At 74.4% G+C, this 24,973-nt stretch carries 12 protein-coding genes; 4 read left to right on the top strand and 8 right to left on the bottom strand.

Annotation, left to right across the window (positions count from 1 at the left end; all coding sequences use genetic code 11):
* The first annotated feature begins 84 nt into the window (after positions 1-84).
* Positions 85-1,215, top strand: a complete 1,131-nt coding sequence (locus tag ACZ518_RS09780) for an alpha/beta hydrolase-fold protein (RefSeq protein ID WP_469112491.1) — start codon at positions 85-87, stop codon at positions 1,213-1,215.
* A gap of 15 nt (positions 1,216-1,230) precedes the next feature.
* Here the strand turns inward: ACZ518_RS09780 and ACZ518_RS09775 are convergent, their stop codons facing one another.
* The 8 genes from ACZ518_RS09775 to ACZ518_RS09740 form a co-directional block, all read right to left on the bottom strand.
* Entirely contained in the window at positions 1,231-2,931 is a 1,701-nt protein-coding gene (locus tag ACZ518_RS09775) for an ABC transporter ATP-binding protein (protein ID WP_469112490.1), read from the bottom strand.
* On the bottom strand, positions 2,918-13,867 hold the full coding sequence (locus tag ACZ518_RS09770) for a non-ribosomal peptide synthetase (RefSeq protein ID WP_469112489.1): 10,950 nt from the start codon (positions 13,865-13,867) through the stop codon (positions 2,918-2,920). Before ACZ518_RS09770 ends, ACZ518_RS09775 begins: the two co-directional genes overlap by 14 nt.
* Positions 13,868-13,912: 45 nt before the next feature.
* A complete protein-coding gene (locus tag ACZ518_RS09765; RefSeq protein ID WP_469112488.1) occupies positions 13,913-15,727 on the bottom strand; it encodes an ABC transporter ATP-binding protein in 1,815 nt (604 codons plus the stop codon).
* 2 nt (positions 15,728-15,729) lie between these two features.
* Positions 15,730-16,812 carry an iron-siderophore ABC transporter substrate-binding protein gene (locus ACZ518_RS09760; protein WP_469112487.1) on the bottom strand — a complete coding sequence of 361 codons (1,083 nt, stop codon included), beginning with the start codon at positions 16,810-16,812 and terminating at the stop codon, positions 15,730-15,732.
* Positions 16,813-16,914: 102 nt separating this feature from the next.
* Positions 16,915-17,766 (bottom strand): ABC transporter ATP-binding protein, encoded by an 852-nt coding sequence (locus tag ACZ518_RS09755; protein ID WP_469112486.1) that lies wholly within the window; start codon positions 17,764-17,766, stop codon positions 16,915-16,917.
* Positions 17,767-17,804: 38 nt separating this feature from the next.
* Positions 17,805-18,851: a FecCD family ABC transporter permease gene (locus tag ACZ518_RS09750; RefSeq protein ID WP_469112485.1), complete on the bottom strand. Its 1,047-nt coding sequence runs from the start codon at positions 18,849-18,851 to the stop codon at positions 17,805-17,807.
* 11 nt (positions 18,852-18,862) lie between these two features.
* Positions 18,863-19,927, bottom strand: a complete 1,065-nt coding sequence (locus ACZ518_RS09745; RefSeq protein ID WP_469112484.1) for a FecCD family ABC transporter permease — start codon at positions 19,925-19,927, stop codon at positions 18,863-18,865.
* A gap of 23 nt (positions 19,928-19,950) precedes the next feature.
* On the bottom strand, positions 19,951-21,315 hold the full coding sequence (locus ACZ518_RS09740; RefSeq protein ID WP_469112483.1) for a lysine N(6)-hydroxylase/L-ornithine N(5)-oxygenase family protein: 1,365 nt from the start codon (positions 21,313-21,315) through the stop codon (positions 19,951-19,953).
* Between the two features lie 287 nt (positions 21,316-21,602).
* Between ACZ518_RS09740 and ACZ518_RS09735 the strand changes: the two genes are divergently transcribed.
* From ACZ518_RS09735 to ACZ518_RS09725, 3 genes are all read left to right on the top strand, one after another.
* Complete coding sequence (locus tag ACZ518_RS09735) at positions 21,603-22,550, top strand: methionyl-tRNA formyltransferase (RefSeq protein WP_469112482.1); 948 nt, start codon at positions 21,603-21,605, stop codon at positions 22,548-22,550.
* Positions 22,551-22,801: 251 nt separating this feature from the next.
* A complete protein-coding gene (locus ACZ518_RS09730; protein WP_469112481.1) occupies positions 22,802-23,557 on the top strand; it encodes a TetR/AcrR family transcriptional regulator in 756 nt (251 codons plus the stop codon).
* 41 nt (positions 23,558-23,598) lie between these two features.
* Entirely contained in the window at positions 23,599-24,753 is a 1,155-nt protein-coding gene (locus ACZ518_RS09725; protein ID WP_469112480.1) for an MAB_1171c family putative transporter, read from the top strand.
* Positions 24,754-24,973: the final 220 nt, after the last annotated feature.

Genomic DNA, 24,973 nt, shown 5'->3' with positions numbered 1-24,973 from the left:
CTCCCCGGAACGCTCTGATTAGGTTAGGCTCACCTGATTGCGATGAGCTTAGACGTTCCCCTTGCCGCTCACAAGGAGACCTCGATGCGCCCCACGGATGCGGTGAACGGCCCCTCGGAGGGCGCCCGGAGCGGCTTCGCCGCGTACGGACTTCCCGGCGGTCCCGGCGGCGAGGAGTTCTGGTCCGCCGTGGGCACGGCGGGCCCGCCCGCGTCGGTGCCGGCAGGCGACGGCGGGGGCTGGACGACCCTGTTCCTGTGGCGCGGCTCCCCGGCGGACGTGGTCTTCGAGAGCTGGTCGGACCCGGTGCCGCTGCGCCGGTGGGCCGGCACGGACTGCTGGTACGCCGAGGTGCGGATGCCCGAACGGCTGCGCGTGACCTACTGGTTCCGCGCGGGCGGCGCCGCGTACGCCGACCCCTTCAACCCGGCCGGCGCGGGCGGCGACCGGTCCGTCGCCGCTACCCCGGACGCCCCCGCCCAGCCGTACTGGCCCGACCTCGGCCCGGACGCCGTGCTGCCCCTGCCCCGCGCCAGGATCCGCTGGGCGGGCGGGGGGATCGGCGGGCGGCGCACCGTACGCCTGCACCCGGTGGGCGGGGGCGGACCGGTGGTGCTGCTGCTCGACGGGGACGACTGGCTGTACCTGCACCCGGCGATGGCCGCCTTCGACTCGGCCGTGGCCGCCGGCGCGGTGCCCCCCGTCACCCTCGTCTTCCTGCCGGCCGGGGACCGGGAGGCCGAGTTCACGTGCGAACGGCGGCTGTGGGAGGCGGTCCGGGACGAACTGCTGCCGCTGGTGGCGGAATCCGGCGTGCCCGCGGACCCGGACCGGCTGGTGGTCGCGGGGCAGAGCCTCGGCGGGCTCAGCGCGGTGTACGCGGCGCTGGAGTTCCCGGAGCTGGTGTCCCGCGTGGCCTGCCAGTCGGGGTCCTTCTGGTGGGCGCCCGGCGCGCCGGGCTCGGCGGACCCGCTGGGCGGACCGGTCGGCGGTGCCGTCGCCGCGCGCCTGCGCGGGCGCCCCGACCTGTCCGGGCTGCGGGTCGCCTTCGACGTCGGGGAGCACGAGACGCGGATGCTGCCCCACTGCGCGCTGACCGAGACCCTGGCCGAGCGGGCCGGTGCGGCCGTACGCGTCTCGCGCTCGGCGTCGGCGCACGACCGGGCGGGGTGGCGCCACGCCCTGCTGCGGGACGTCGCCTGGGCGCTCGGCTGATCCCGGGAGGCGGGGTCAACGGGCCACGGCCCGGCAGTAGCCGGCGTCGCCGGCCAGCAGGTTGCGGTGGGTGTCCTCGGCGGTGATGACGCCGCCGTCCAGGACGAGGACCCGGTCGGCGGCGTCCAGGAGCGGCGGGCTGCTGGTGATCACGACCGTGGTGCGGCCCCGGCGCAGCTCCGCGACGCCCCGTGCGATGAGCTGTTCGGTGACCGCGTCGACGGCCGTCGTCGGGTCGTGCAGGACCAGGATCTCGCTGTCGGCGGCGAGCGCCCGGGCCAGGGACAGGCGCTGGCGCTGCCCGCCCGAGAGGTTCGCGCCGCGGTCGCGGACGGGGTGGTCGAGGCCTTCGCGGTGCAGGGCGACGACATCGGCCAGCATCGACGCCCCGACGGCCTCGGGGACCTTCGCGCTGGTGCCCGAGGGGTCGATGTTCGTACGGAGGGTGCCCGCGAAGATCTCCCCGTCGTACGGGTTCACCAGCAGCTGTTCCCGGACCGCGGCCACCGACAGGCCCGCGACGTCCTGTCCGCCGAGCCGTACCGCTCCCCCGTACGCGCCCGGCGGCACCCGCAGGGCCAGCACCGAGGCGAGCTCGGCCGCGGCGCGCGGCTGGTAGGCGGCGATCGCCACGAACTCGCCCGCCGGCACCCGGAACCGCAGCCCGCGCAGGGAGCCGTGGCGGACGCCGTCGACCTCCAGGTCCGCGCCGGGGGCCGGGCGGCCCGCCCCCGGGACGGCCACCGGGGGCGCCGCCAGCAGCAGGGCCATGCGGTCGGCGGAGGCGCGCGCCGTCATCACGTACTTCGGCATGTCCGAGAACAGCTTGAGCGGTTCCATGATGAACTGCGCCAGGCCCACGGCCATGACGAGCTCGCCGATGGTGATCGTGCCCTCGAAGGCCAGCCCGCCGGCGGTCAGGGTCACGGCGGCGGCGAGGGCCGCGTTGAGGGCCAGCGCGGTGCCCGCGTACGCGCCGTTGACCCGGGCGACGGTGACCGCCTGCCGCCTCGCCTCGGTGCTGACCTTCCGGTAGGAGCGGAACGCCGCGTGGTTGCCGCCGAAGCCGTGCAGCGGGCGCAGGCCGGTGATCAGGTCGGCGACCTTGGCTCCGGCCCGCGCCACCCGGGCCTGCTGTTCGCGGGTGCCGGCGCCGATCCGCCGGGACAGCACGCTGAGGACCGACAGGATCGCCACGGTACCCGCGATCACCAGCAGGCCGAGCCGGAGGTCGGCCAGGCCCAGTGCGACGGCCGCGACCAGGACCGCGACGAGCGAGCTGATCAGCAGGGGCACCACCTCGATGATGTCGGCGGTCTGGTCGGCGTCCTCGGTGGCCAGGGTCAGCACCTCGCCGGACTTCAGGCCGGTGTCCCTGGCCACCGGCTGGAGTCCGCAGTCCGCGACGCGGACCCGCCAGCGGTGGGCCTCGGTGGTGTTGGCCTTCTGCAGGACGCGCATGCCGAACCGCCACGACAGCGACACGGTCGTGATGATCACGGCCAGTGCGGCGACCGACAGGACCAGCGCGCCCGGACTCCGCTCCCGCAGCGCGAGCTCGACGATCAGGCCGAGCGCGATGGGGAACGCGGTCTCGCCCGCCTGGTACAGGCCCATGAGGACGGTGCCCCGGGCCATCGCGCCGAGGTTGCGGCGCAGCGCGGTGCGCAGGATGTCGGAGCCCGTGCGCGGCTCCCGCGTGTCAGGAGTGTTCATCGAGGTGTCGGGCAATCGCTTCCGGGGTGCGCAGCGTGAACAGGTCTCGGACGGTGATGACGGGACCGTACTCGCGGCGGAGCAGCCCGATCAGCCGCACCGCCAGCATGGAGTGCCCTCCGAGGGACACGAAGTCGCCCACCGCGCTCACCTCTTCGTCGTCCAGGTCCAGTGCCTCCGCGAAGTACGCGCGGACCACGGTCTCGGTCCCGGGACGCGGGCCGCGCTCCCCCGCCGTGGTGAGGGCGCCGAGCGGCCTGGCCTCCGGGAGCGCCTTGGTGTCGGCCTTCCCGTTGACGGTCAGCGGTATGGCCCCGACCCGCGCGTAGTGGGTCGGGCGCAGGAAGTCCGGCAGCGCGGCGCACACCTCGGCGGCGACCGCCGCCAGTTCGGCGCCGTCCTCCAGGACGAGGTACGCGGCCAGCCGGTGGGATCCGCCGGCCTGCGGATCGGGCTGGGCGACGGCGGCCGCGAACCGGACCGCCGGGTGCGCGGCGAACGCGGCCTCGGCCTCGCCGGGTTCGACCCGGTGGCCCCGGATCTTGACCTGCTGGTCGGTGCGGCCCAGGTAGGCGAGGTTCCCGTCGGGCCGCCGCAGCACCAGGTCGCCGGTCCGGTACATCCGTTCGCCGGGCGCGCCGAACGGGCAGGCCACGAAACGGTGCGCGGTCTGGCCGGGCTGCCCGAGGTAGCCGCGGGCGATGCCGATGCCCGACACGTACAGCTCGCCGGGCACTCCGTCCGGCAACGGCCGCAGCCAGGGGTCGAGCACGTACACGTCGGTGTTGTCGATGGCGACGCCCACCACCGGGTCCTGGCATTCGAAGGTGCCGACGCCGAGGGTGTTGATGGTGTACTCGGTGGGCCCGTACAGGTTGTAGCCGGCGGTCCCGCCGGTGTCGGCGAGCCGCTGCCACAGGGCCGGGGTGACGGCCTCGCCGCCCAGCAGCACCAGCGCGGGGCGGCGCTCCGGGTCGTCGAGGAGGCCTTCGGCCACCAGCTGCTGGGCGTAGGTCGGGGTGACGTTGACGACGTCGATGCCGTGTTCGAGGCAGTACCCGGTCAGCCGGGGGGCGTCGCGGCGCAGTTCCTCGTCGCAGACGTGCACTTCGTGGCCGTCGGCGAGCCACAGGAGCTCCTCCCACGACATGTCGAAGGCGAAGGACACGGTGTGGGCGATGCGGAAGGTGCGGTGTCCGTGTTCGGCGAGCACGGGCTCGAAGATCCGGCGCTGGTGGTTGACCAGCATGTTGGTGAGCCCGGCGTACTCGGTGACCACGCCCTTGGGCCGGCCGGTGGATCCGGAGGTGTAGATCGTGTACGCGGGGTGCCGCAGCCGGTACGGGTCCCCGGGCGTGAACGTCACGAGCGGCTCGGCCTCCGGGAGCGGCCGGTCCAGCTCGATCAGTTCGCCGGTCAGCCGGGGGGTGACCGCGCTGACGGTGAGGATCGCGTCGGGGCGGGCGTCCGCGAGGATGGCGGCGATCCGCTCGTCGGGGTGGTCCAGCTCCAGCGGTACGTACGCGGCCCCGGTGCGCAGGACGGCGAACAGCGCCACGATCGAGTCGAGGGAGCGCGGAACGGCGAGGCCCACGGTCTTCTCGGGGCCGATGCCGCGCCGGGCGAGCACTCCGGCGACCTCGCGGCTGCGGTCGCGGAGCCGGCCGAAGGTCATGCCCCGGCCGTGGGCGACGAGCGCGACCCGCTCCGGGTGGCGGTCCGCCGCGCGGTCGAACCGGTCGACGACGGTGTCCGTGCCGATGTCCGTGCGTACGCCGGCCACGGGCTCGGGGCCGAGGCCCGGCAGCGCACCGACGGGTCCGCCCGCGCCGGCCAGGCCGTCGAGGACGCGCAGGTAGTCGTCGAGGAGGCGGCGCGCGCCGGGCGTGTCGTGGTCGCGGTACTCCAGTTTGACGGTGAGCCGCTCGCCCGGGGTGACGACCCAGGTGAACGGGTAGTGGGTGGAGTCGTCGGCGCGCACCGCGGTGATGCCGTGCCGGGTGTTCATCGCGGCGAAGGCGTCCATGTCCAGGAAGTTCTGGAGCACGAACAGGTTGTCGAAGAGGGTGTCGTGGCCGCCGGCCCGCTGGATCTCGCCGAGCCCCAGGTGCTCGTGCTCCATCGCCGCGACCCGCGCCGCCTGTACGTCCGTCAGGTACTCCCGCACCGTCGCGCCCGGCCGGGGCCGCGTCCAGACGGGCACGGTGTTGAGGAGTACGCCGACGATGCCGGACAGGCCCTCGCCCTCGCGGCCGGAGACGGTCACGCCGAACACGGCGTCGGCGCGGCCGGTGCGCGCGCCGAGCAGCAGGCCGAACGCGCCGGTCAGCACCGTGTTCAGGGTGACTCCGTGCGCCCGGGCGGCGTCCCGCAGCCGCTGCGAGCGCTCGGCGGAGAGCGTGTCGACGAGGGTGCGGGGCAGGCCGTCCGCGAGGGCCGGTGCCGCTCCGGCGAGCAGGGTCGGACCGGGGAGGCCGGCCAGGTGCTCCGCCCAGAAGCGCTCCGCCGCCGCGGGGTCCCTGGCGGCGAGCGCCCGGGCGTACTCCTCGAAGCCCGGTGCGGCGGGGGCGGGGGCCGTGAGGGTCCCCGCGAGGGCGGCCTCGTAGGCGTCGAACAGGTCGCGCAGCACGGTCTCGCGGGACCAGCCGTCCCAGAGCAGCAGGTGGTAGCTCAGCAGCAGGCCGTCGCGCCCGCCGGGCCGTCGCACCACGGTCAGCCGGAGCAGCGGCGGCTCGTCCGGGTCGAAGCCGGTGTCGCGGTCGCGGGCGAGCAGGTCCTCGACCTCCGCGTCCGTCGTGAGGGCGAGCGTGCGGACGGGGGCGCGCCGGCCCGCCGCGAGGACCTGGACCGGGTTGCCTTCGCCGTCGGTGGTGAATCCGGCGCCGACGGCCGGGTGGCGTGCGATCACCCAGGCCATGGCGGCGGCCAGGGCGCCGGTGTCGAGGCGGCGGTCGAAGGTGAACCAGCTCTGGGCGACGTAGTGTCCGGCCGGGCCGCCGAGCTGGGCCTGGAAGTACAGGCCGCGCTGGAGCGGGGTGACGGGCGCCGTGCGCCCCTCCACGCCGGCGGCGCCGGCGGTGTCCGCGAGGAGCTCCAGGGCGTCCAGCCAGTGCCCGGTGATCTCGTCGGGGACGTCCTCGGCGAGGGTGAACTCCGCGTGCAGGGCGCCGGTGGCCGCGTCGGTCCAGGCGTTGACCTCCACGGCGTACGGGCTGCCCTCCCCGCCCCCGGTGATGCGCGGCACCTGCGACTCGCCGCCGCGGCCGAGGTAGTTGAGGAGGACCTGCGGGGTCCCGGTGGCGGCCAGCAGCGGGGCGGTCTGCGGGTCGAGGTGGCGCAGCCGTCCGTAGGCGAGGTGCGCCGCCGCGTCGGGCCGGCGTTCGGCGGCCTCCCGGGCCGCGGCGACGGGGTCGGTATGGGCGGTGAGCCGTACGGGGGCGATGGACGTGAACCAGCCGACGGTGCGGGTGTAGTCGTGGTGGGGCAGCACCGGGTCCCGGCCGTGCCGCTCCAGGTCGACCGCGAGGTCGGCGGGCGCGGCCTGGACCCGGGTCAGCGCGGTGCGCAGCGCGCCGCACAGCAGCTCGGTGAGGCCGGTGCCGATCGCGGCCGGGGCGGTGCGCGTCAGGAGGTCGCTCGCGGCGGGCGGGAGCACGGCCGTCACCCCGCGCAGCCGGCCCTGCTCCGGTCCGGGCAGCAGCGGGGGCGCCTGGAGGGTGTGGATCCAGTGCGCGAGGTCACCGGCGCCGGGGCCGGACCCGTACGCCAGCGCCCGCGCGTACTCGGCGTAGGAGGTGGTCGGCGGCGCCGGCGGGGTGCCGCGCAGGGCGGCGGTCAGGTCGTCGAGGAGGACCAGCCAGGACACGGCGTCGACGGCGAGGTGGTGCGCGGTGACCACCAGGGTCCGGGTCTGCTCCAGCCAGGTGAAGGCGATGACTTCCCCGGCGGCGGGATCGAGCCGCCCGGCGGCCTCGTTCGCCGCGGCCGTCGGATCGGCCGTCTCCGCCCGTACGAGGTCCACCTCGCGGGCGGGTCCGGTGCTCAGCTCCCACACCCCGTGCTCGACGCGCAGCCGCAGCCGCAGGACCGGGTGCGCGGCCACCACGGCGTTCGCGGCGCGCTCGGCGTCGGCGAAACCGGCGCCCTCGGGGACGGCGAGGGTCCTTGCCTGCGCGAACCGGGCGAGGGATCCGCCGAGTTCGCGTTGGCGCAGGATGACCGGCGTCGGGGGGAGCGGGCCGTCGGCCTCGGGGGGCGTGGCCGTGGGCGGCGGCGGCGGGGTGGTCGCCGACAGGTGCTCGGCGAGCGCGCGCGGGGTCCTGAGCAGGAAAACGTCCCGGGGTGTGATCGCGTGGCCGAGCGCCCTGGCCCGGTTGACGACGGTGATGGCGAGGATGCTGTCGCCCCCGGCCCGGAAGAAGTCGCTGTCGGCGTCGACGGCGGTGCCGGGCAGGGCGTCGGTGAAGACGGTGACCAGTGCGGTGAGCGCGGGCCCGGCGGGGGCCGCCGGGAGGTCCTGCTGCCGGGCGGCCCGCTCGGTCAGGGCCGCGCGGTCCAGTTTGCCGTTGACCGTCAGCGGCAGGGCGTCGGCCGTGAGGACCCGGCCGGGCACCATGTGCGCGGGCAGTCTGGCGGACAGCAGGCCGGCGAGGGCGGCGGGGCCGCCGGGGACCCGGCCCACGACGTGGGCGACGAGGTGGTCGCCGCTGTCCGCCACGGTGACGGCGGCGTCGGTCACCCCGTCCAGTTCCCTGATCGCGGACTCGACCTCGCCGGGTTCGATGCGGAAGCCCTTGAGCTGGATTTGGTCGTCGGCGCGGCCGGTGAACTCCAGCTCGCCGCCGAGGGTGCGGCGGGCGAGGTCGCCCGTGTGGTACATGCGGGAGCCGTCGCCCGCGAACGGGTCCGCCACGAAGCGGCCCGCCGTGAGCCCCGGCCGGCCCAGGTAGCCGAGCGCCACCTGGTCCCCGGCCACGTAGACGGCGCCCACCCGGCCCGGCGGTACCGGGCGGAGCCGGTCGTCGAGCAGGTGGGTGACCAGGCCGGGGAGCGGGGTTCCGATCGGGCTGGCCGCGTCGGCGCGGTCGAAGTCCGCGTCGGTCAGGCGCCGGTGAGTGACGTGGACGGTGGTCTCGGTGATCCCGTACATGTTGACGAGCTCGGGCGAGGCCGTGCCGTGCCGCTCGACCCAGCCGCGCAGCCGGCCGAGGTCCAGCGCTTCCCCGCCGAAGACGATCCGGCGCAGTGCGGTGGGCGGCCCGCCGGCCTGCCGGTCGGCCTCGATGAACTGGTGGAAGGCCGAGGGGGTCTGGTTGAGGACGGTCACCCCGCGCTCGCGGACCAGCCGGTGGAAGTCGGCCGGGGAGCGGGTCAGCGCGTAGTCCGGCACCAGCAGTTCGCCGCCGTGCGCGAGGGCTCCCCACAGTTCCCAGACGGCGAAGTCGAAGGCGTACGAGTGGAACTGCACCCAGACGTCGTCGGGTGAGGGGTCAAGGTGGTGCCAGGTGTTCGCGAGCAGGGCGACCACGGCGGCGTGGGTGACGACGACGCCCTTGGGCCTGCCCGTGGATCCGGAGGTGTAGATCACGTACGCGGGGTCGTGCGGGGACGCCACCGGGCCCGGGACGTCGCCGGTGTCCGCCGGCTCCTCCTCCCCCGGCACCAGCAGCCGGGCCGGCACCCCCGCCCGGGCCAGCAGCCGGGCGAAGCGGTCCCGCTGCCCGGCCTCGACGAGCACGGCCTGCGGGGCCGCGTCGGCGAGGAGGGACTCCAGGCGTTCGTCCGGGTGGGCGAGGTCCAGCGGTACGTACGCGCCGCCCGCGCTGACGATCGCGACCAGGGCGGTGACCTGCTCCAGGGAACGCGGTACGGCGACGGCGACCCGTACCCCCGGTCCGACCCCGGCGCCCCGCAGGACGGAGGCCAGCTCCCGTTTGGCGTCGGCCAGTTCGCCGTAGGTCAGGGAGCGGGTGGCGCCGTCGAGGGCGCACTGGGTGACGGCGGTCGCCGCCGGGTCACGGCGGGCGGCGGCGTCGAAGAGCGCGCCGAGGGTCGTGCGGGCGGTCGCGGCGGGGAGCCGGGCCCCGTCGGCGGGGGCCAGGCCGGCGACGAGGGCGTCGGGGCGGGTGAGCAGGGCGGTGAGGGTGCGGGTGAACGTCTCCAGGAGCGCCCGGGCGCCGTCCTCCCGCAGCAGCGCGCCGTCGTGGATCAGGTTGAAGCGCGGACGGCCGCCGGCCGCGCGTTCCACCACGAGGGTGAGCGGGTAGTGCGGGGCGCCCTCGTTCACGATGCCGGTGACGGCCAGGGTGTCGTCCGGTCCGCGCAGTCCGGCCGGATCGGTGGCGACGTCGAAGACCACGAGGGTGTCGAAGAGCGGGCCGGTCCCGGCCCGCCGGGTGATCCGCGCCAGGGAGACGTGCTGGTGCGCCAGCACCGCGCTCTGGTGTTCCCGTACGGAGGCGAGCAGGTCGCGGGCCGTGGTGGTGCCGGTCCACCGGGCGCGTACGGGGACGGTGTTGATGAACAGGCCCACCATGTCCTCGATGCCGGGCACGTCCGCGTCACGCCCGGACACCGTCGAGCCGAACACCACGTCCGTGGCGTGCAGGAGGCCGCCCAGGGTCAGCGCCCAGGCGCTGTGCACGGCGGCGCTCAGCGGGACGCCGGCCGAGCGGGCGGCCCCGTCGGGGTCGCCGTTCGCGTCCGCGGCGGCGTCGGCGAACCGGTCGGAGGGCGTGTGCCCTTCGGCGACCAGCGAGGGGCCGGGCAGCGCGGCGAGCTGTTCGCCCCACACCCGGTCGCTCTCGTCCTGGTCGCGCCCGGCCAGCCAGCGCACGTAGTCGGTGAAGCCGCCGCGCGGGTGCACGCTGCCCGGCGCGTGGTACTCGGCCAGCAGAGCGCGGAGCATCGGCGGCACGGACCAGCCGTCGGCGACGAGGTGGTGCACGGTCTGCACCAGGACGCTCCGTCCGGGGCCGGTGCGGATCAGCGTGTACCGCATGAGCGGGCCGGTGGCCAGGTCGAAGCCGGCCCGGCGGTCCCGCTCGGCGTGGGCGCGGATCTCCTCGGCGGTGGCGCCGGGCCGGTCCAGGGTGGTGAACGGGGCGTCCACGCCGCTTTCCAGTACGGAGACCACCCGGCCGTCGGCGAGGTCCGTGAACCGCGCGGCGAGGTTCGGGAAGAGCGCGAGCAGCCGGGTGGCGGCCGCCGCGAGCCGGCCGGGGTCCACCTCGCCCTCCAGGGTCAGCAACTGCTGTTCGACGTAGCTTCCCGGGGAGTCGTCGTCGAAGACGGAGTGGAAGTAGAGGCCTTCCTGGAGCGGGGTCAGCGGCAGTACGTCCCGCAGGGCGGGCCCGTCGAGGCCGTCCACGTCGCCCTGGGTGAGCGCCACGAGGGGGAAGTCGCCGGGCGAGTGGCCGCCCAGGCCGAGCCGGGCGAGGGCGGCCAGTCCGGTGAGGGCCTCGCGGAACCAGCCGGTGAGGGTGGTGATGTCCTCGTCCGTGAACATCCCCTCGGGCCAGGTGAGGGTGGTGGCCAGCTCGTACCCGCCGGCCGGGGCCGGTTCGGCGACGGCGTTGAACTCCAGGGCGCGCGGCAGCCGCATCCGCGGGTCGCGCCGCTCCCCCAACTGGCTGCTCGTCCCGGCGGGTTCCCAGTCGGCGGGGGTTCCGGCGCCGAACCGGCCCAGGTAGTTGAACAGCACCTGGGGGGCGGGGGCGTCGAAGTCCGTGCCGGCGAGGTGGCGCAGGACGCCGTAGGAGAGGCCGCTGCCGGGGACCCGGGCGAGGTCGTCCTTGACCGCCTTGAGCGCGGCGGCCAGGTACGCGGGCGCGGTGGGGTCGTCGGCGGGACCCGGGTCCACGGTGACGGGGAAGAGGGTGGTGAACCAGCCCACGGTGCGTGACAGTTCGGGCTCGAAGCCGGCGGTGTCGGTCAGCAGGCGGCCTTCGCGTCCGTGGCCCTCCAGTTCGATGTGCGCGTACGTCTGGTCCTGCCCGAGCCGGCGGCGCCACCGGGCGAGGGTGACGGCGAGCGCGGTGAGCAGTACGGCGCCCGTGCCCGTGTGGAACCGCGCGGGGAGGGTGCCGAGCAGGGCGGCCGTGACGCCGGGGCCGACGGTGACGGTCGCCGCCCGCTCCCGGGCGACGGTGTCGGCGGCGGACAGGGCGCGCCGGCCGAGGGGTGCGTCCGGTCCGGGCAGCGGCCGCAGGTAGTGGTCCCGGTCGGCGCCGAAGTCGGCGCGCTCCAGCAGCTGGGTCCAGCGCCGGAACGACGTGGCCACCGGGGGGAGTTCGACCGGGTCGCCAGCGGCCGTCTGCCGCCAGGCCGTGGCGAGGTCGTCCCGCAGGATCCGCCAGGACACCCCGTCGATCACCACGTGGTGGACGACCAGGACCAGCTGGCGGGCCGCGCGGCGCCAGACGGCGCGCAGCATCACGCCGCCCTCCGGGTCCAGTCCGGCGGTGGCGAGCGCCACGCACGCGTGGAGGGGCCGGTCGCTCTCCTCCCACCGGGCGCGGGCCCGGTCGGCGTCCGGTACGTCGAAGCCCCAGCGGTCGCCGCGTACCAGGCGGGCGCGCAGCATGTCGTGCCGCCGCAGCACGGCGGTGAGGATCCGGTCGAGGGCTTCGGCGGTGAGCGCCGCGGGGGTGTCGAGCACCACCGACTGGACGAAGCCGTCGATGGCGTCGGTGGTCTCGCCGAGCCACCGCACGATCGGTGATCCGGTCACGGGGCCGGTGGCGGTGGCGGCGTCGTCCGCGGGGGCCGCGCCTTCGCGGCCGGCCACCGCCGCCAGGGCTCCTACGACGCTGTGGGTGAAGATCTGGCGGGCGGTGACGTGCAGCCCGGCTTCCCGTAAGGCGCTCAGCAGGGAGATCGCCAGGAGGCTGTCCCCGCCGAGCCGGAAGAAGTCCTGGTCGACGCCGACCTCGTCGAGCCGGAGCACGGCCGCGACCGCCGCGCAGACCAGGCGTTCGTTCTCGGTGGCGGGTGCGACGAGCGGGCCGGCCCCGGTCTCGGGCTCCGGCAGCGCGTCCCGGTCGATCTTGCCGTTGGCGGTGAGGGGGAACTCCTTCAGCACGACGACGCGGGCGGGGACCATGTACTCCACCATGTGCGCGGCGGCCCAGTCCCGGACCTCGTCGGCCCGCAGGTGCTCGCTGCCGGCGGCCGGGATGACGTACCCCACGAGGTGGGTGGCGCCGGCCGCGTTCTCGCGCGCGACGACGCAGGTGTGCCGGACCTCGGGGTGTTCGGCGAGGCCGGCCTCGACGTCCTCGGTCTCCAGCCGCATGCCGCGGATCTTGACCTGGTTGTCGGCCCGGCCGAGGAAGTCCAGCGAGCCGTCCGGGGCGTACCGGGCGAGGTCGCCGGTCCGGTAGAGCCGGGAGCCGTCCGCGGCGAAGGGGTCGGCGACGAAGCGGGAGGCGGTGAGGCCGGGCGCGCCCGCGTATCCGCGTCCGAGGAGGAAGCCGCCCACGTACAGCTCGCCGCCGACGCCGACGGGGACGGGACGCAGTTCCTCGTCGAGGACGTACAGCCGGGTGTTGGGGTTGGCCTTGCCGATGGAGGTGGTGAGGCGTTCGGCGGCGCCCCGGTAGACGACGTGGGAGACGCCGATCGTCGTCTCGGCCGGGCCGTACCCGTGGTACAGGGGGATGCCGAGCCGAGCGCGGAAGCGTTCGTACAGCTCGGGGGTGAGCACCTCGCCGCCGCACCAGACGTGCCGCAGGCTGTCGAGCCGGCCGGAGTCGCCCGCGATCTCCAGCAGTACGTCCAGCATGGAGGACACGAGGTAGGTGAAGGTGACGCGCTGCTCGGCGATGACGCGGAGCAGGTGGTGCGGGTCCCGTTCGCCGCCGGGCCGCAGGACCACCAGCCGGCCGCCGGTGACCAGCGGCAGGAAGATCTCGTTGACGGAGATGTCGAAGGACAGCGGCGCCTTGAACAGTGACGCGTCGTCGGGTCCGAAGCCCAGGACCTCCCGGCTCTGCCAGAGCAGGCGCTCGCTGATCGCCTCGTGCCGGATCATCGCGCCCTTGGGCCGGCCGGTCGATCCCGACGTGAAGATGACGTAGGCGAGGGCGGCGCCGGGGACGGTGGTGCCGGGCCCGTCGGCGGGGTGGGAGGCGAAGCCCCAGTCGCCGAGGTCGACGGCCACGGCCTCCGGTTCGGCGGGGTCGTGTGCGCCGGAGTCGTTGAGCTGGAGCACCACGCCGGCGTCCTGGATGACGGCGGCTCTGCGCGCGGCCGGCCACTGCGGGTCGAGGGGCACGAACGCGGCCCCCGCCTGGAGCACGCCGAGCAGGGCGATCACCATGTCGGCGGAGCGGGGCAGGGAGATGCCGACGGCCTGTTCGGCGGTGACGCCGCGCTCGGTCAGGTGGTGGGCCAGCTGGGCGGCGAGTTCCGCGGCCCGGCCGTAGGTCAGCGACCGGTGCCCGTCCACGACGGCGACGGCGTCCGGCCTGGTCCGCGCCTGCTCGCGGAACATCTCCACGACGGTCGGGCGGGCCCGCTCGGCGCCGGTGTCGTTCCACGCGGCCAGGGTGCGGGCGCGTTCCGCCGCCCCGCCCGGTCCGATGGTGCCGAGGGGGCGGGCCGGGAAGTCGGCCAGGTCGTCCAGCGCCCGCTGCGCGTCGGCCCGTCCGACGCCTTCGGGGACGGCGATGCTCCGGCCGTCCGCGCCGACCTCCCAGCCGGCCGGCGCGGCCCAGGCGCCGCCGGCGACCAGGCCGAGGAGGTCGGTGAACGGGGTGCCGGGGGTGAGTTCCGTGCCGTCGGGGCCGTGGCCCGTCGCCCAGTACGCCAGCCCTATGGCGCAGGCCGTGGTGATGGTTCTGTCGCCGTGGTCGCCGAGGTCGCCGGCCCGCCGGCGCACACCGGCCAGCCGGGTGGGAGTGAGCCGTACGAGACGAGCGGTCGGTTCGGTCATCAAAGACTCAACGCCCCTTCGGTTTCCATCCGGCGGCCCACCGGTTCAGGTGGGCCGGCTTCCCTCGCGCCAGGCCCGCCACAGGTCCGCGTACCGACCGCCCAGGGCCACCAGTTCCTCGTGGGTGCCCTGTTCGGCCACCCGTCCCGCGTCCAGTACGGCGATCCGGTCCGCGGCCATCGCCTGCGTCAGCCGGTGCGCCACGAACAGGGTGGTCCGGCCGGCGCACGCGGCGCGCACGGCCCGCTCCAGTCCGGCGGCGCCCTCGCTGCCCGCCTCCGCCGTGGACTCGTCGAGCACCACCACCGGCGTACCGCCCAGCACCAGCCGGGCGAGGGCGATCCGGGCGACCAGGGTGGCGTCCGGGCGCTGTCCGCCCTCACCGACCGCGGTGTCCAGCCCGTCGGGCAGGGCTCCGGCCCACTCGTCGGCGCCGACGGTGCGCAGGGCGTCCGTGAGTTCGGCGTCGGACGCCCCGGGTGCGGCGAGGCGCAGGTCGTCGGCGAGCGTCCCGGAGAAGACGTGCGTCTCCTGGGTCAGGATGCTCACCAGGGCCCGGGCCCCGGCCTCGTCGAGGTCGGCGAGGTCGGTCGGGCCGATGTGCACCGAGCCGGCCTGCGGGGTCCCGATGCCCGCGACGAGGGCGGCCAGGGTGGACTTGCCCGCGCCCGTCGCCCCCACCAGGGCGAGCGAGCCGCCGGCCGGGATCGCCAGGTCGACGTCCCGCAGCACCGGCGCCTCGGCGCCGGGGTAGGTGAAGGTCAGGCCCTTGACCGTGACCGGGTGGGGGCCGGCCCCGGCCGGTGCGACCGCCGGCGCGCCCACCAGCCGGCCGGCGGCGCCTTCCCCGAGCACTCCGACCAGCCGGGTCAGGCTCGCGCCCGACTTCTGCGCCTCGTCGAAGGTGAACATGATGGAGCCGAGGGGGGTGAAGAGCCGGTGGAACACCAGTGGGGCCGCCGCCACCTCGCCCAGGCTCGCGGCGCCGGCCTCCAGCAGGGCGTACCCCACCACGATGATCAGGACCAGTCCGATGAACTCGGCGCGGTTCTCCCTGCCGACGAAGCGGCCGAAGAGCCGGAACACCTCGATGCCGAGGTCGCGCACCCGCCAGGACTCGGCGGTGACCTTCTCGCGGACGGCTCCTTCGAGCCGGTACGCCCGGACCGTGTCGATCCCGTCGAGCCCGCTGATCAGCGCCTGCGCCCGGTCGGCCTGGACGGTGCGCTGCCTGCGGTAGAGCGGGGCGGACCGGGGCAGGTACCAGCGCAGTGCGAGCGCGTACGCGGGCAGCGCGCCGGCGCCGGCCAGGCCGAGCCGCCAGTCCAGGCCGAACATGCCGGCCGTGGCGATCGCCACCAGCACGCCCGCCGAGAAGACGGTGGGCACGGCCGAGCGGATGCCCCGGGACAGCACGGCGACGTCGTCGCCGACCCGGGAGAGCACGTCGCCCCGTCCGACCTGCTCGATCCGGGCGCTGGGCATGCCCAGGACCGCCCGGACGGCGCCCTCGCGCAGCCGGGCGAGCAGGTCCGCGCCGAGTCTTCCGACCAGGTACGTGGAGAGGGCGCCGGCCACCGCGCCGAGCAGCGCGGCGGCCGCCATCACCGCCCCGGTGGTGAACAGCACCGAGCGGGGTCCGCCGGTGGCGGCCGCGTCGACCACCCGGCCGAGCAGCAGCAGCGGGAGCACCTGGAGCGCGGCTCCCGCCACCGTGGTGAGCACGGTGGCGGAGGTCAGCCAGGGCCTCTCGCGGCAGTGCGCCGCGACCCAGCGGGCTGCTTCGCGGCCCGTCGTCGTGCGCAGGGCCGACGGCGCCGGGCGGGTGCCGGTGCCCGTGCCGGTGTCGGTGGCGCTCACGCCTACCCGGCCGACTTGACGAGTTCGTCGATCGCGTAGGGCAGGGAGAGCAGGGTGCCCTGGGACATGGCGGCGCCGACCGCCGGTCCCTCGCTGTCCAGGAGGTAGGAGACCTTCCCGTTCTTGACGGCCTTCAGGTTGCTGAAGAGCTCGGACTTCTTCAGGGCTTCCTGGTCCGCCTTGTCGTTGATGACGAAGATGCGGTCGACGTCGATCAGGTCCATCCGTTCCGGGGAGAGCACGGTGAAGAACTTGCCGTCCGCGATCTTGTCGATCTCGGTCCGCCCCTGGTAGCCGATGCCCGTCACCAGCCTGCCGCGTACGTCGGTGGTGGTGAACGGCGCCGCCGCGTCCTTGTACCAGGACAGGGCCACGGCCGTCTGGCCCGCGAACTCGGGGTGGGCCTTGCGGGCCGCGTCGAGCCTGTCCTGGATGCCCTTCACCAGTTCGGTGCCCTGCCGCTCCTGGCCGAGGGCCTTGGCGATGTGGACGGCGTTGTCCTGCCAGGGGGCGCTGAACGGCTCCTTCTCGGCCTTCGTGCGGCCCACCGTCGGGGCGATCTTGGAGAGCTTGTCGTAGGCGGCCCGGTCGATCTCGGAGTAGACGGCGATGATCAGGTCCGGGCGCAGGGCGGCGATCTTCTCGTAGTTCGGGCCGGTGTCGCCGTTGTTCATGACGACCTCGGGGCGGGCGTCGCCCCACTTGTCCTTCACCCAGGGCCACTGGGTGTTGAGGTCGGGGCTCGTGCCCGGCGGGTTGGGGTACTGGTCGACCATGCCGACCGGCTTGATGCCGAGCGCGAGGACGGCCTGGTCGTCGGTGTAGCCGACGGAGACCACCCGGCGGGGTGCCCCGGCGACCTCGGTGGTGCCGAACGCGTGCTCCACGGTGACCGGGAAGGCGCCGGCCGCGGCGGGGGCGTCGTCGGCCTTCCCGGCGGCCGGGCCGGCCGGACCGGAGCCGCATCCGGCGAGGAGGGCGGCCCCGAGGGCCGCGGCGGACAGGGCGGCGGCCGGCCGCCGCCACGGGTTCGCACGTGGTGCCGTAGGTGGTGCCGTACGTGGTGCCGTTCGCTGGAGGAGCATCCGCGATCCCTTGCTCTCGTGCCGTCCATTGCGGTGCCGCCCGGAGGCAGCCAAACCCTAGCGCTCCAACTAAGGCCAGCCTAGCCTTAGTTGAGTCCGTATCTATGTCCGAGCCGGGCCGCGCCGTACGTGCGCGCGGCCTATCGGGACGATGAGCGGCCGGTCTCCCACCGGGTCGTCGATGACCTCCGCGCGCAGACCGAACGCCTCGTGCAGCAGGCCGGCGGTGACGACCTCGCGCGGATGGCCCTGCGCCAGGACCGAACCCGCCCTCATCACCACGAGGTTGTCGCTGTAGCGCGTGGCGAGGTTGAGGTCGTGCAGCACCATGACCACCGTGCGGCCGCTCTCGTGCAGGTCGTCCACCAGGTCGAGGACGTCGATCGCGTGGGCCAGGTCCAGGTAGGTGGTCGGTTCGTCGAGCAGCAGCAGGTCGGTGCCCTGGGCCAGCGCCATCGAGATCCAGACGCGCTGGCGCTGGCCGCCCGAGAGGGTGTCCACCGGGCGGTCGGCCAGGTCGGACACCCCGGTCATGGCCAGCGCCCGCTCCACCACGGCGGCGTCGTCCGAGGACCACTGCCGCAGCCAGCCCTGGTGCGGGTGCCGGCCCCGGGCGACCAGGTCGGACACCGTGAGCCCCTCCGGGGCCACCGGCGCCTGCGGCAGCAGGCCGAGCTTCTTCGCCACGTCCCTGGTGCGGAGCCGGCCGATGTCCTCGCCGTCCAGCACCACGGTCCCGCCGGTCGGCCTGAGCAGCCGCGACAGGGTCCGCAGCAGGGTCGACTTCCCGCACCCGTTGGGGCCGATGATGGTGGTGACCACCCCCGGCGGGATCTCCACGTCGAGGCCCTCGATGACGCTCCGGCCGCCGTACCCGACCGTGACCCCCCTGGCGGCCAGCCGGGAGGCGCCGCCGGCCCCGGGCGCTCCCCCGGTGTCGTGCTGTGCGGCCACTGGTCCCCCTGTTCCGTGTGTGCCCGAATGTGTGCCGGTCAGCGGAGGTTGGCCCGCACCAGCAGGTATACGAGGAAGGGTCCGCCGATCGCGGCCGTGACCACGCCGACGGGAAGGGTGACGGGCAGCGCCGTACGGGCGACCAGGTCCGCCCCGATCAGCAGCAGGGCGCCCACCAGCCCGGAGGCCGCCAACGGCGGTGTCGGGCACCTCGCCAGACGCATCGCCGCCTGCGGCGCCACCAGCGCCACGAACGGGACCGGGCCCGCCGCGCTCACCGCGACACCGGCCATCAGCACCGCACACAGCAGCAGCACGGCCCGTACGGCCGAGTAGCGCACGCCCAGCCCGGCGGCGACCTCGTCACCGAGGTGCAGCGGCTTGGACTGGAACGCCGCACACGCCACCACGCCCAGCAGCACGAGCGTGCACCAGAGCGCCACCCGGACCTCGCCCCACGAGCGGCCGTCCAGCGAGCCGATCAGCCACGCCTGCGCCCGGGCCACGTCCCTGATGTCGGCCGTGACCAGCAGCCAGGTGGTGACCGCCTCCGTCACGGCACTGACCGAGATGCCGATGAGGATCAGCCGGAAGCCGTCGATCCCGCGCCGCCACGCCAGGAAGTAGACCAGCAGGCCCGCGCCGAGCCCGCCCGCGAGCGCCGCCGCGGACAGGCCCACGGAGTCGGCGACCGCCGTGGCGGCTCCTCCGGAGACCGTGACCAGGAAGACCGCCACCATGCCGGCGCCCCCGGTGATCCCCAGGATGTCCGGGCTGGCCAGCGGATTGCGCGCGACGGACTGGGTGATCGCCCCGGACACCCCGAGGGCGACGCCCACGACCAGCCCGGCCAGCGCCCTCGGCATCCGCAAGTCCATGATCACGAACTGGTCGACCCGCTCGCCGCCGCCCAGGACGGTGGCCACCACCCGCGGCAGGGCGATGGGGAACTCCCCGACGCCGATGGACAGGCAGGCCAGCAGGAAGACCGCCGCCGCCAGCAGCAGGGTGACCGCCGCGATCCACGGCCGCCAGACGAACGACACCCGCCCGAGCCGCACGCCCGGCGCCACCACTGCCCTCATGTCCGCCCCGTTCACGCGCTCTTGAACTTTCCGCGCCACACCAGCACCGCGAAGAACGGCGCCCCGAGCAGGGCCACCAGGACCCCCGCGTCCAGCTCGCCCGGCCCCACCACCAGACGCCCCGCGATGTCGCAGACCAGCAGCACGATCGCGCCGAGCAGGCCCGCGTACGGCACCAGCCGGCGGTAGTCCGGCCCGGCCAGGTAGCGGGCCAGGTGGGCCACCATCAGGCCGAGGAAAGCGATGGGACCGCACGCCGCCGTGGCCGCGCCCGCCAGCAGGGTGATCGCGACGATGCCGGCGGTCCGGACCAGCGGGACGTTCACGCCGAGCCCGCGCGCCACGTCGTCCCCCAGGTTCAGCAGGTTGACCGCGGGCAGGGTGACCAGGGCCAGTACCAGTCCGGCCGCGACGAACGCGGCCACCGGCCGGATGACGTCGAAGCCGACCCCGGACACGGAGCCCGCGTTCCAGAACCGCAGCGCGTTCAGCGACGCCTGGTCCGACAGCGCGACCGCCGTGGTCATCGCCGCGAGGAACACCGTGACCCCCTGCCCGGCCAGTGCCAGGGTCAGCGGATTGCCGGCCCCCCGTCCGATGCTCGCCAGCCCGAACACGACGGCCCCGGAGACCGCCGCCCCCAGGAAGGCGAACCAGACGTACTGGAACGGGCTGCCGAACCCGAACACCGCGATGACGGTCACCACGGCGAACGAGGCGCCGGAGTTCACCCCCAGCAGGCCCGTGTCGGCGATCGGGTTGCGCGTGTACCCCTGGATCAGCGCTCCGCCGACCCCCAGGGCGCAGCCCGCCACGATCGCGAGCACCGTCCGGGGCACCCGTACGGTCTGCACGATGAGCCTGATCTCGGTGAGCCGCCGGTCGGCGTCCGGCTCGGCGAACAGGCCGTGCCACACCTCCGCGGGAGTCAGCGCGCGGGCACCGACGGCCAGCGAGACCAGGGCCGCCGCGAGCAGGACCGCCACCAGCGTGCCCGGCCCCGCCACCCGCCGCCGGCGCGGCGCCCGGGAGGCGGCGCCCCCGGGCGCGGGGCGTTCCACCGCGCTCGTGCCCATGTCCGCGTACGCCCTCCCTTCCGCTAGCGGGTGGTGCTGCCGGTGCCGTCCGCGACGGTACGGGCCGTGCCGGAGCCGGATCCGGAGCCGGGGCTCCGGCCGAGGAGGGAGTCGAGGATCTCGCCGACCCTGACGGCGGTGTTGGACAGCAGGGAGGAGGTGATGCCGTGCGTGTGCTCGGTTCCCCCCTGTACGTAGATGCCGCAGCGCACGCCGGGGTCGGTGCCGATGCGGTAGTCGCGTTCGACGCGTACGCGTCCTTCCTCGTCGCGCAGGCAGCGGCCGGCGACCTCGCCGAGGAGGCCGAGGGGGTCGGCGGGCCGGTAGCCGGTGGCGAAGACCACGGCGTCGGCGTCCAGGGGGGTCTCCTCGCCGGTGACGAGGGACCGCACGGTGGCCCGCACCCCGGCCGCCGGGTTCTCCTTCACCTCCGTCAGCCGGGAGACGTTGAGGAAGCGCAGGCGTTCGGTGCCGAGGACCTTCTCCTGGTACATCTGCCGGTAGAGGTCGTCGATCAGGTCGATGTCCACCACGGAGTAGTTGGTGTTGCGGTGGTAGTCCATCAGGCCGCGCTTGACGTCCTCGGGGGCGGTGAAGAACTCGTCGACCGCCTCCGGGTCGAAGATCCGGTTGGCGAAGCCGCTGTCGTCGGCGGGGCTGTAGCCGTAGCGGGTGAAGACGGCGCAGACCTCGGCCCCGGGGAAGCGGCGGTGCAGGTAGGCCACGTTCTCCGCGGCGCTCTGCCCCGCGCCCACGACGATGAACCGGGAGGGCGCGGCCCCCGCCATCTCCTCGACCCTGGTCAGCAGTTCGGAGGTGTGCCAGACGTGCTCCGTGCGTTCCACGCCCTCGGGCATCAGGGGGCGCAGCCCGGTGCCGATGACGAGGTTGCGGGCCCGGTGCAGCGCGAGTCCCTCCCCGGAGCGGACGGTGATGTCGAGGTGTTCCACGACCCCGTCGGCCAGGACGGGGGTGACCCCCACGACCTCGTGGCCGTAGCAGACCATGTCGTCGACCTGGGCCGCCGCCCATTCCAGGTAGTCGTGGAACTCCACCCGCAGGGGGAAGAGGCTCTTGTGGTTGATGAAGTCGACCAGCCGGCCCTTGCTCTTGAGGTAGCACAGGAAGCTGAACTCGCTGGCCGGGTTCCGCAGGGTCACCAGGTCCTTGAGGAAGGACACTTGCATGGTGGCGTCGTCGATGAGCATGCCGCGGTGCCAGCCGAAGCGCGGCTGGACCTCGAAGAACTGGGCGGTGACCGCGTCCTGTCTGCCGACGTGTGCGTTGTGCTCGCTGAGCGCGATCGCCATGGCCACGTTGGACGGGCCGAAGCCGATGCCTACGAGGTCGTGGATCAGGGGGGCGTCGCCGGGACGAGCCTGTGCCATGTCACTCCCATCGTGCGCGGGCGGCCGCAGCGCCGCGCGGCGGCCGTTGGTCGAGCGGTGGCCGTTGGTCGAGCGGTGGGGAAGTACGGGGCGCGGGCCCGCCGGCCGAGACCCCGACCCAAAACTTAGGTAAGGCTAAGCTGATGCTCTCGGGGCTGTCGAGGGGTCGAAGCGGGCCGGCGGGAGCACGCGGACACCAACACGCCCCCCAATGCGCCCCGTTGCGCGCTTAGGCAAGCCTTGCTTAACTGACCGGCGGCCAACCCCCTGCGCTGAGGAGGAACTCCATGCGGGTCGTCATGTTCGGCTACCAGACCTGGGGGCACCGCACCCTGCAAGCCCTCCTGGACTCCGAACACGACGTGGTACTGGTCGTCACGCACCCCAAGAGCGAGCACGTCTACGAGAAGATCTGGAGCGACTCCGTCGCCGACCTCGCCGAGGAGCACGGCGTCCCGGTACTGCTGCGCAACCGCCCCGACGACGAGGAGCTGTTCCAGCGCCTCGGGGCGGCCGATCCGGACGTCATCGTCGCCAACAACTGGCGGACCTGGATCCCCCCGCGCGTCTTCGGCCTCCCCCGCCACGGCACGCTGAACGTGCACGACTCGCTGCTCCCGAAGTACGCCGGCTTCTCCCCGCTGATCTGGGCCCTGATCAACGGGGAGACCGAAGTGGGCGTCACCGCCCACATGATGAACGACGAGCTCGACGCCGGCGACATCGTGCGGCAGGAGGCGGTCCCGGTCGGACCGGCGGACACCGCCACCGACCTCTTCCACAAGACCGTCGACCTCATCGCCCCGGTCACCATCGGCGCGCTCGGCCTGATCGCCTCCGGGCAGCGGGAGTTCACCCGCCAGGACCGCTCGCAGGCGAGCTTCTTCCACAAGCGCTCCGTCGAGGACGGCCGCATCGACTGGACCTGGCCCGCCCAGACCCTCGAACGCCTGGTCCGCGCCCAGTCCGACCCGTACCCCAGCGCGTTCACCTTCCACCGGGGCCGGCGCGTCGAGGTGCTGGCCGCCAGGGTCTCCCGCGCCCGGTACGGCGGCACGCCCGGCCGGATCTTCTACCGCGAGGGCGACGGGGTGGTGATCGTCGCCGGCGCCGACGCCGCGACCGGCCGCAACCACGGCCTGGCCGTCACGCGGGTGCGGACCGAGGACGGGCGCGAGCTGCCCGCGACCGAGTACTTCACGTCCATGGGCGGCTACCTGACCCGTACGCCGTGAGTTCCCGGGGGTCCGGCCGGCGGTTCCCGGGCATGCGGGACCACGGCGGGGGCAGCTCGTCCGGGCCGGTCAGCTCCCTCGGTACGAGGTCGCCGATACGGGCGGCCCCGTGGTGGCGGGCGCAGACGGAATAGACGTAGCGGCGGCCGGGCCGGTCACCCGCGCGGGCTGTGGCCGGAACAGGGCGCCCGGCGGGGACGCCCGGGCGGCCGTGCGCACGGCCGCCCACCCCCGGCCGGTACGGTTCCGGCATGGACGTTTCAGCAACGAGTTCGAATCCCGAACGCACGGGCCCGGCGGTCCGGGTCATGGACGCCGCACGTGCGCAGCTGGCGAAGCTGGGGGCCGCAGGTCTGTCCCTGGAGGCCGTGGCGCGCGAGAGCGGCCTCGCCGTCACCGACGTGGAAGCCGTCTTCCCGCACCGGGACGACCTGCTGACCGCCCTGGTCATCGACGCGTACAACGCGTCCGGCGCCGCGATGGAGCGGGCCGACGCCGCCGCCGCGGCCGAGGGGGCCCCGGCGGGCGGGCGGCTGCTCGCGGCCACGCGGGCGCTGCGGCAGTGGTCGTTCGAGAACCCGGCCGAGTTCACCCTGATCTACGGCTCGCCCGTACCGGGGTACCACGCGCCGCAGGACACGGTCCCGCCCGCCTCGCGTACGCCCGCCGTGCTCGCCGGGGTCATCCGCTCGGCCCTGGAGGCCGGTGAACTCACCCCGCCCCGGCGGACGCCGCCCGCCCGCCGGCTCCTGCTGCCCGAGGCCGTGGCTGCCTTCGGCGGTGTGCCCGGGGCTCCGTTCTCGGACATCATCGAGCGCGGCATCGTCCTGTGGAGCAACCTGATCGGCCTCCTGGTCTTCCAGGTGTTCAGCCGCACCCACGACAGCGTCAGCGACGAGGCCTCCTTCTTCGACTACGCGATCGCCGTGGCGGCCGAGGGCGTCGGACTCGACGTCCCCCTGGCCGACGGGACCGAGAAGACCGGCAAGACCGAGAAGACCGCCTGACCCGTCCGCCCCCTACGCGGCACCCGCAGAAAATCCAGGACGTGAACACCACCAGAACCCTCTGCTTCGTCATAGCGGCGCTGTCTTCGTACGCGGCGCTCGTCTACCGGCTCTTCCAGGCACGGCGCAGCTGGCGGGACAGCGCCTACCGCGCGCTGATCACCACCCTCCTGCTCCAGTGCCTGACCTTCACGATGGGCGCCGTCGCCATGGGAGGCGGCAGCGTCCTCGGCGTCGGCAACCTCGCCATCCTCCTCATGCACCTGGCGGCGGTGGCCTTCTGCGTCAGCTCGCAGATCATCCTGCTGAAGTGGGCGGACGCCGACGAGGAGGCGCTGCGCAGGGCGCGCTGGTGGACCGTCACCGGCTTCGCCCTGAACGTGCTGCTCGTCGCGCTGTTCCTGCTCGCGGACGGCACGAACCGGCCGTCCTCCGACTTCGACACGGGCAGCGGCCAGCCGCTGGTGCTCACCTACCTGCTGGCCTTCATCGTGTCGCAGGCGGTCCCGTGCGTGACGATCTTCCGCCAGTGCGGCCCCTACGCCGAGATGACCGACAACGCCTCGCTGCGGCAGGCGCTGCGGATGCTGCGCGTGGCCGCGGTCGTCCTCTTCCTGTACTGCTCGGCGAGGACGGTCAACATCCTGACGTCGGCGGCGGGGATCGACATCGGCGTCTGGAAGCTCGCGTCGAACGTCTTCAGCGCCGCGGGCATCGTGATCCTGTCGCTGAGCCTGACCAACTCCTCCTGGGGCCCCTCCGCCACCAGGCTGCTGGACTGGGCGAGCAGCTACCGGTCCTACCGGGCGCTGTACCCGCTGTGGCGGGACCTGTACGAGTCCTCCCCGGACATCGCGCTGGAGCCGCCGGGCGCCTCGGTCTCCGAGATGGACTACCGGCTGCACCGCCGGGTGGTGGAGATACGCGACGGGTGGCGGGATCTGCGCCCTTACATCGACCGCACCGCGCCCGGTTCCGGGGGTCCCGGCAAGGACGCCAGCGAGGAGTCCCGGCAGGCGTTCACGGAAGCGGCGCAGATCAAGCAGGCCCTGCTGGCGAAGCGGAACGGCACCGTCCCTCACGACAACAAGGACGCCGGCGATTTCGACGACCGCGACACCGACAACTTCACGGCGGAGGTCGCATGGCTCACCAAAGTCGCGGCCGCCTACAGTAAGCTCGGCACCGCGAGTTGAAGCTCCCGCCCGGTTTGCATCCCCCGTCAAACCGGGCGGGTGGCTCCCCCGTTACCCCCCGTCTCCGCACGGGGCGGGACGGGCGGTCACCGCCCGGACTGGCCCGGCCCATCCCCCGAGGGCCGGGCCAGTCCGTTTTTCACCGGCAAGCCAACCGACAAACCCCCGTGAGTCGAGTTAACTGCCAGCTATCGGCGAGACCCAACGTTGGCGGAGTCCA

Source organism: Streptomyces sp. NPDC033966, from assembly GCF_055575955.1.
This window is presented reverse-complemented; position numbering and strand designations above follow the sequence as displayed.

Excerpts from the sequence above, each read along its gene's own strand:
- ACZ518_RS09780 (WP_469112491.1), top strand. The coding sequence starts at position 85 with ATGCGCCCCACGGATGCGGTGAACGGCCCCTCGGAGGGCGCCCGGAGC.
- ACZ518_RS09775 (WP_469112490.1), bottom strand. The coding sequence starts at position 2,931 with ATGAACACTCCTGACACGCGGGAGCCGCGCACGGGCTCCGACATCCTG.
- ACZ518_RS09770 (WP_469112489.1), bottom strand. The coding sequence starts at position 13,867 with ATGACCGAACCGACCGCTCGTCTCGTACGGCTCACTCCCACCCGGCTG.
- ACZ518_RS09760 (WP_469112487.1), bottom strand. The coding sequence starts at position 16,812 with ATGCTCCTCCAGCGAACGGCACCACGTACGGCACCACCTACGGCACCA.
- ACZ518_RS09750 (WP_469112485.1), bottom strand. The coding sequence starts at position 18,851 with ATGAGGGCAGTGGTGGCGCCGGGCGTGCGGCTCGGGCGGGTGTCGTTC.
- ACZ518_RS09745 (WP_469112484.1), bottom strand. The coding sequence starts at position 19,927 with ATGGGCACGAGCGCGGTGGAACGCCCCGCGCCCGGGGGCGCCGCCTCC.
- ACZ518_RS09740 (WP_469112483.1), bottom strand. The coding sequence starts at position 21,315 with ATGGCACAGGCTCGTCCCGGCGACGCCCCCCTGATCCACGACCTCGTA.
- ACZ518_RS09735 (WP_469112482.1), top strand. The coding sequence starts at position 21,603 with ATGCGGGTCGTCATGTTCGGCTACCAGACCTGGGGGCACCGCACCCTG.
- ACZ518_RS09730 (WP_469112481.1), top strand. The coding sequence starts at position 22,802 with ATGGACGTTTCAGCAACGAGTTCGAATCCCGAACGCACGGGCCCGGCG.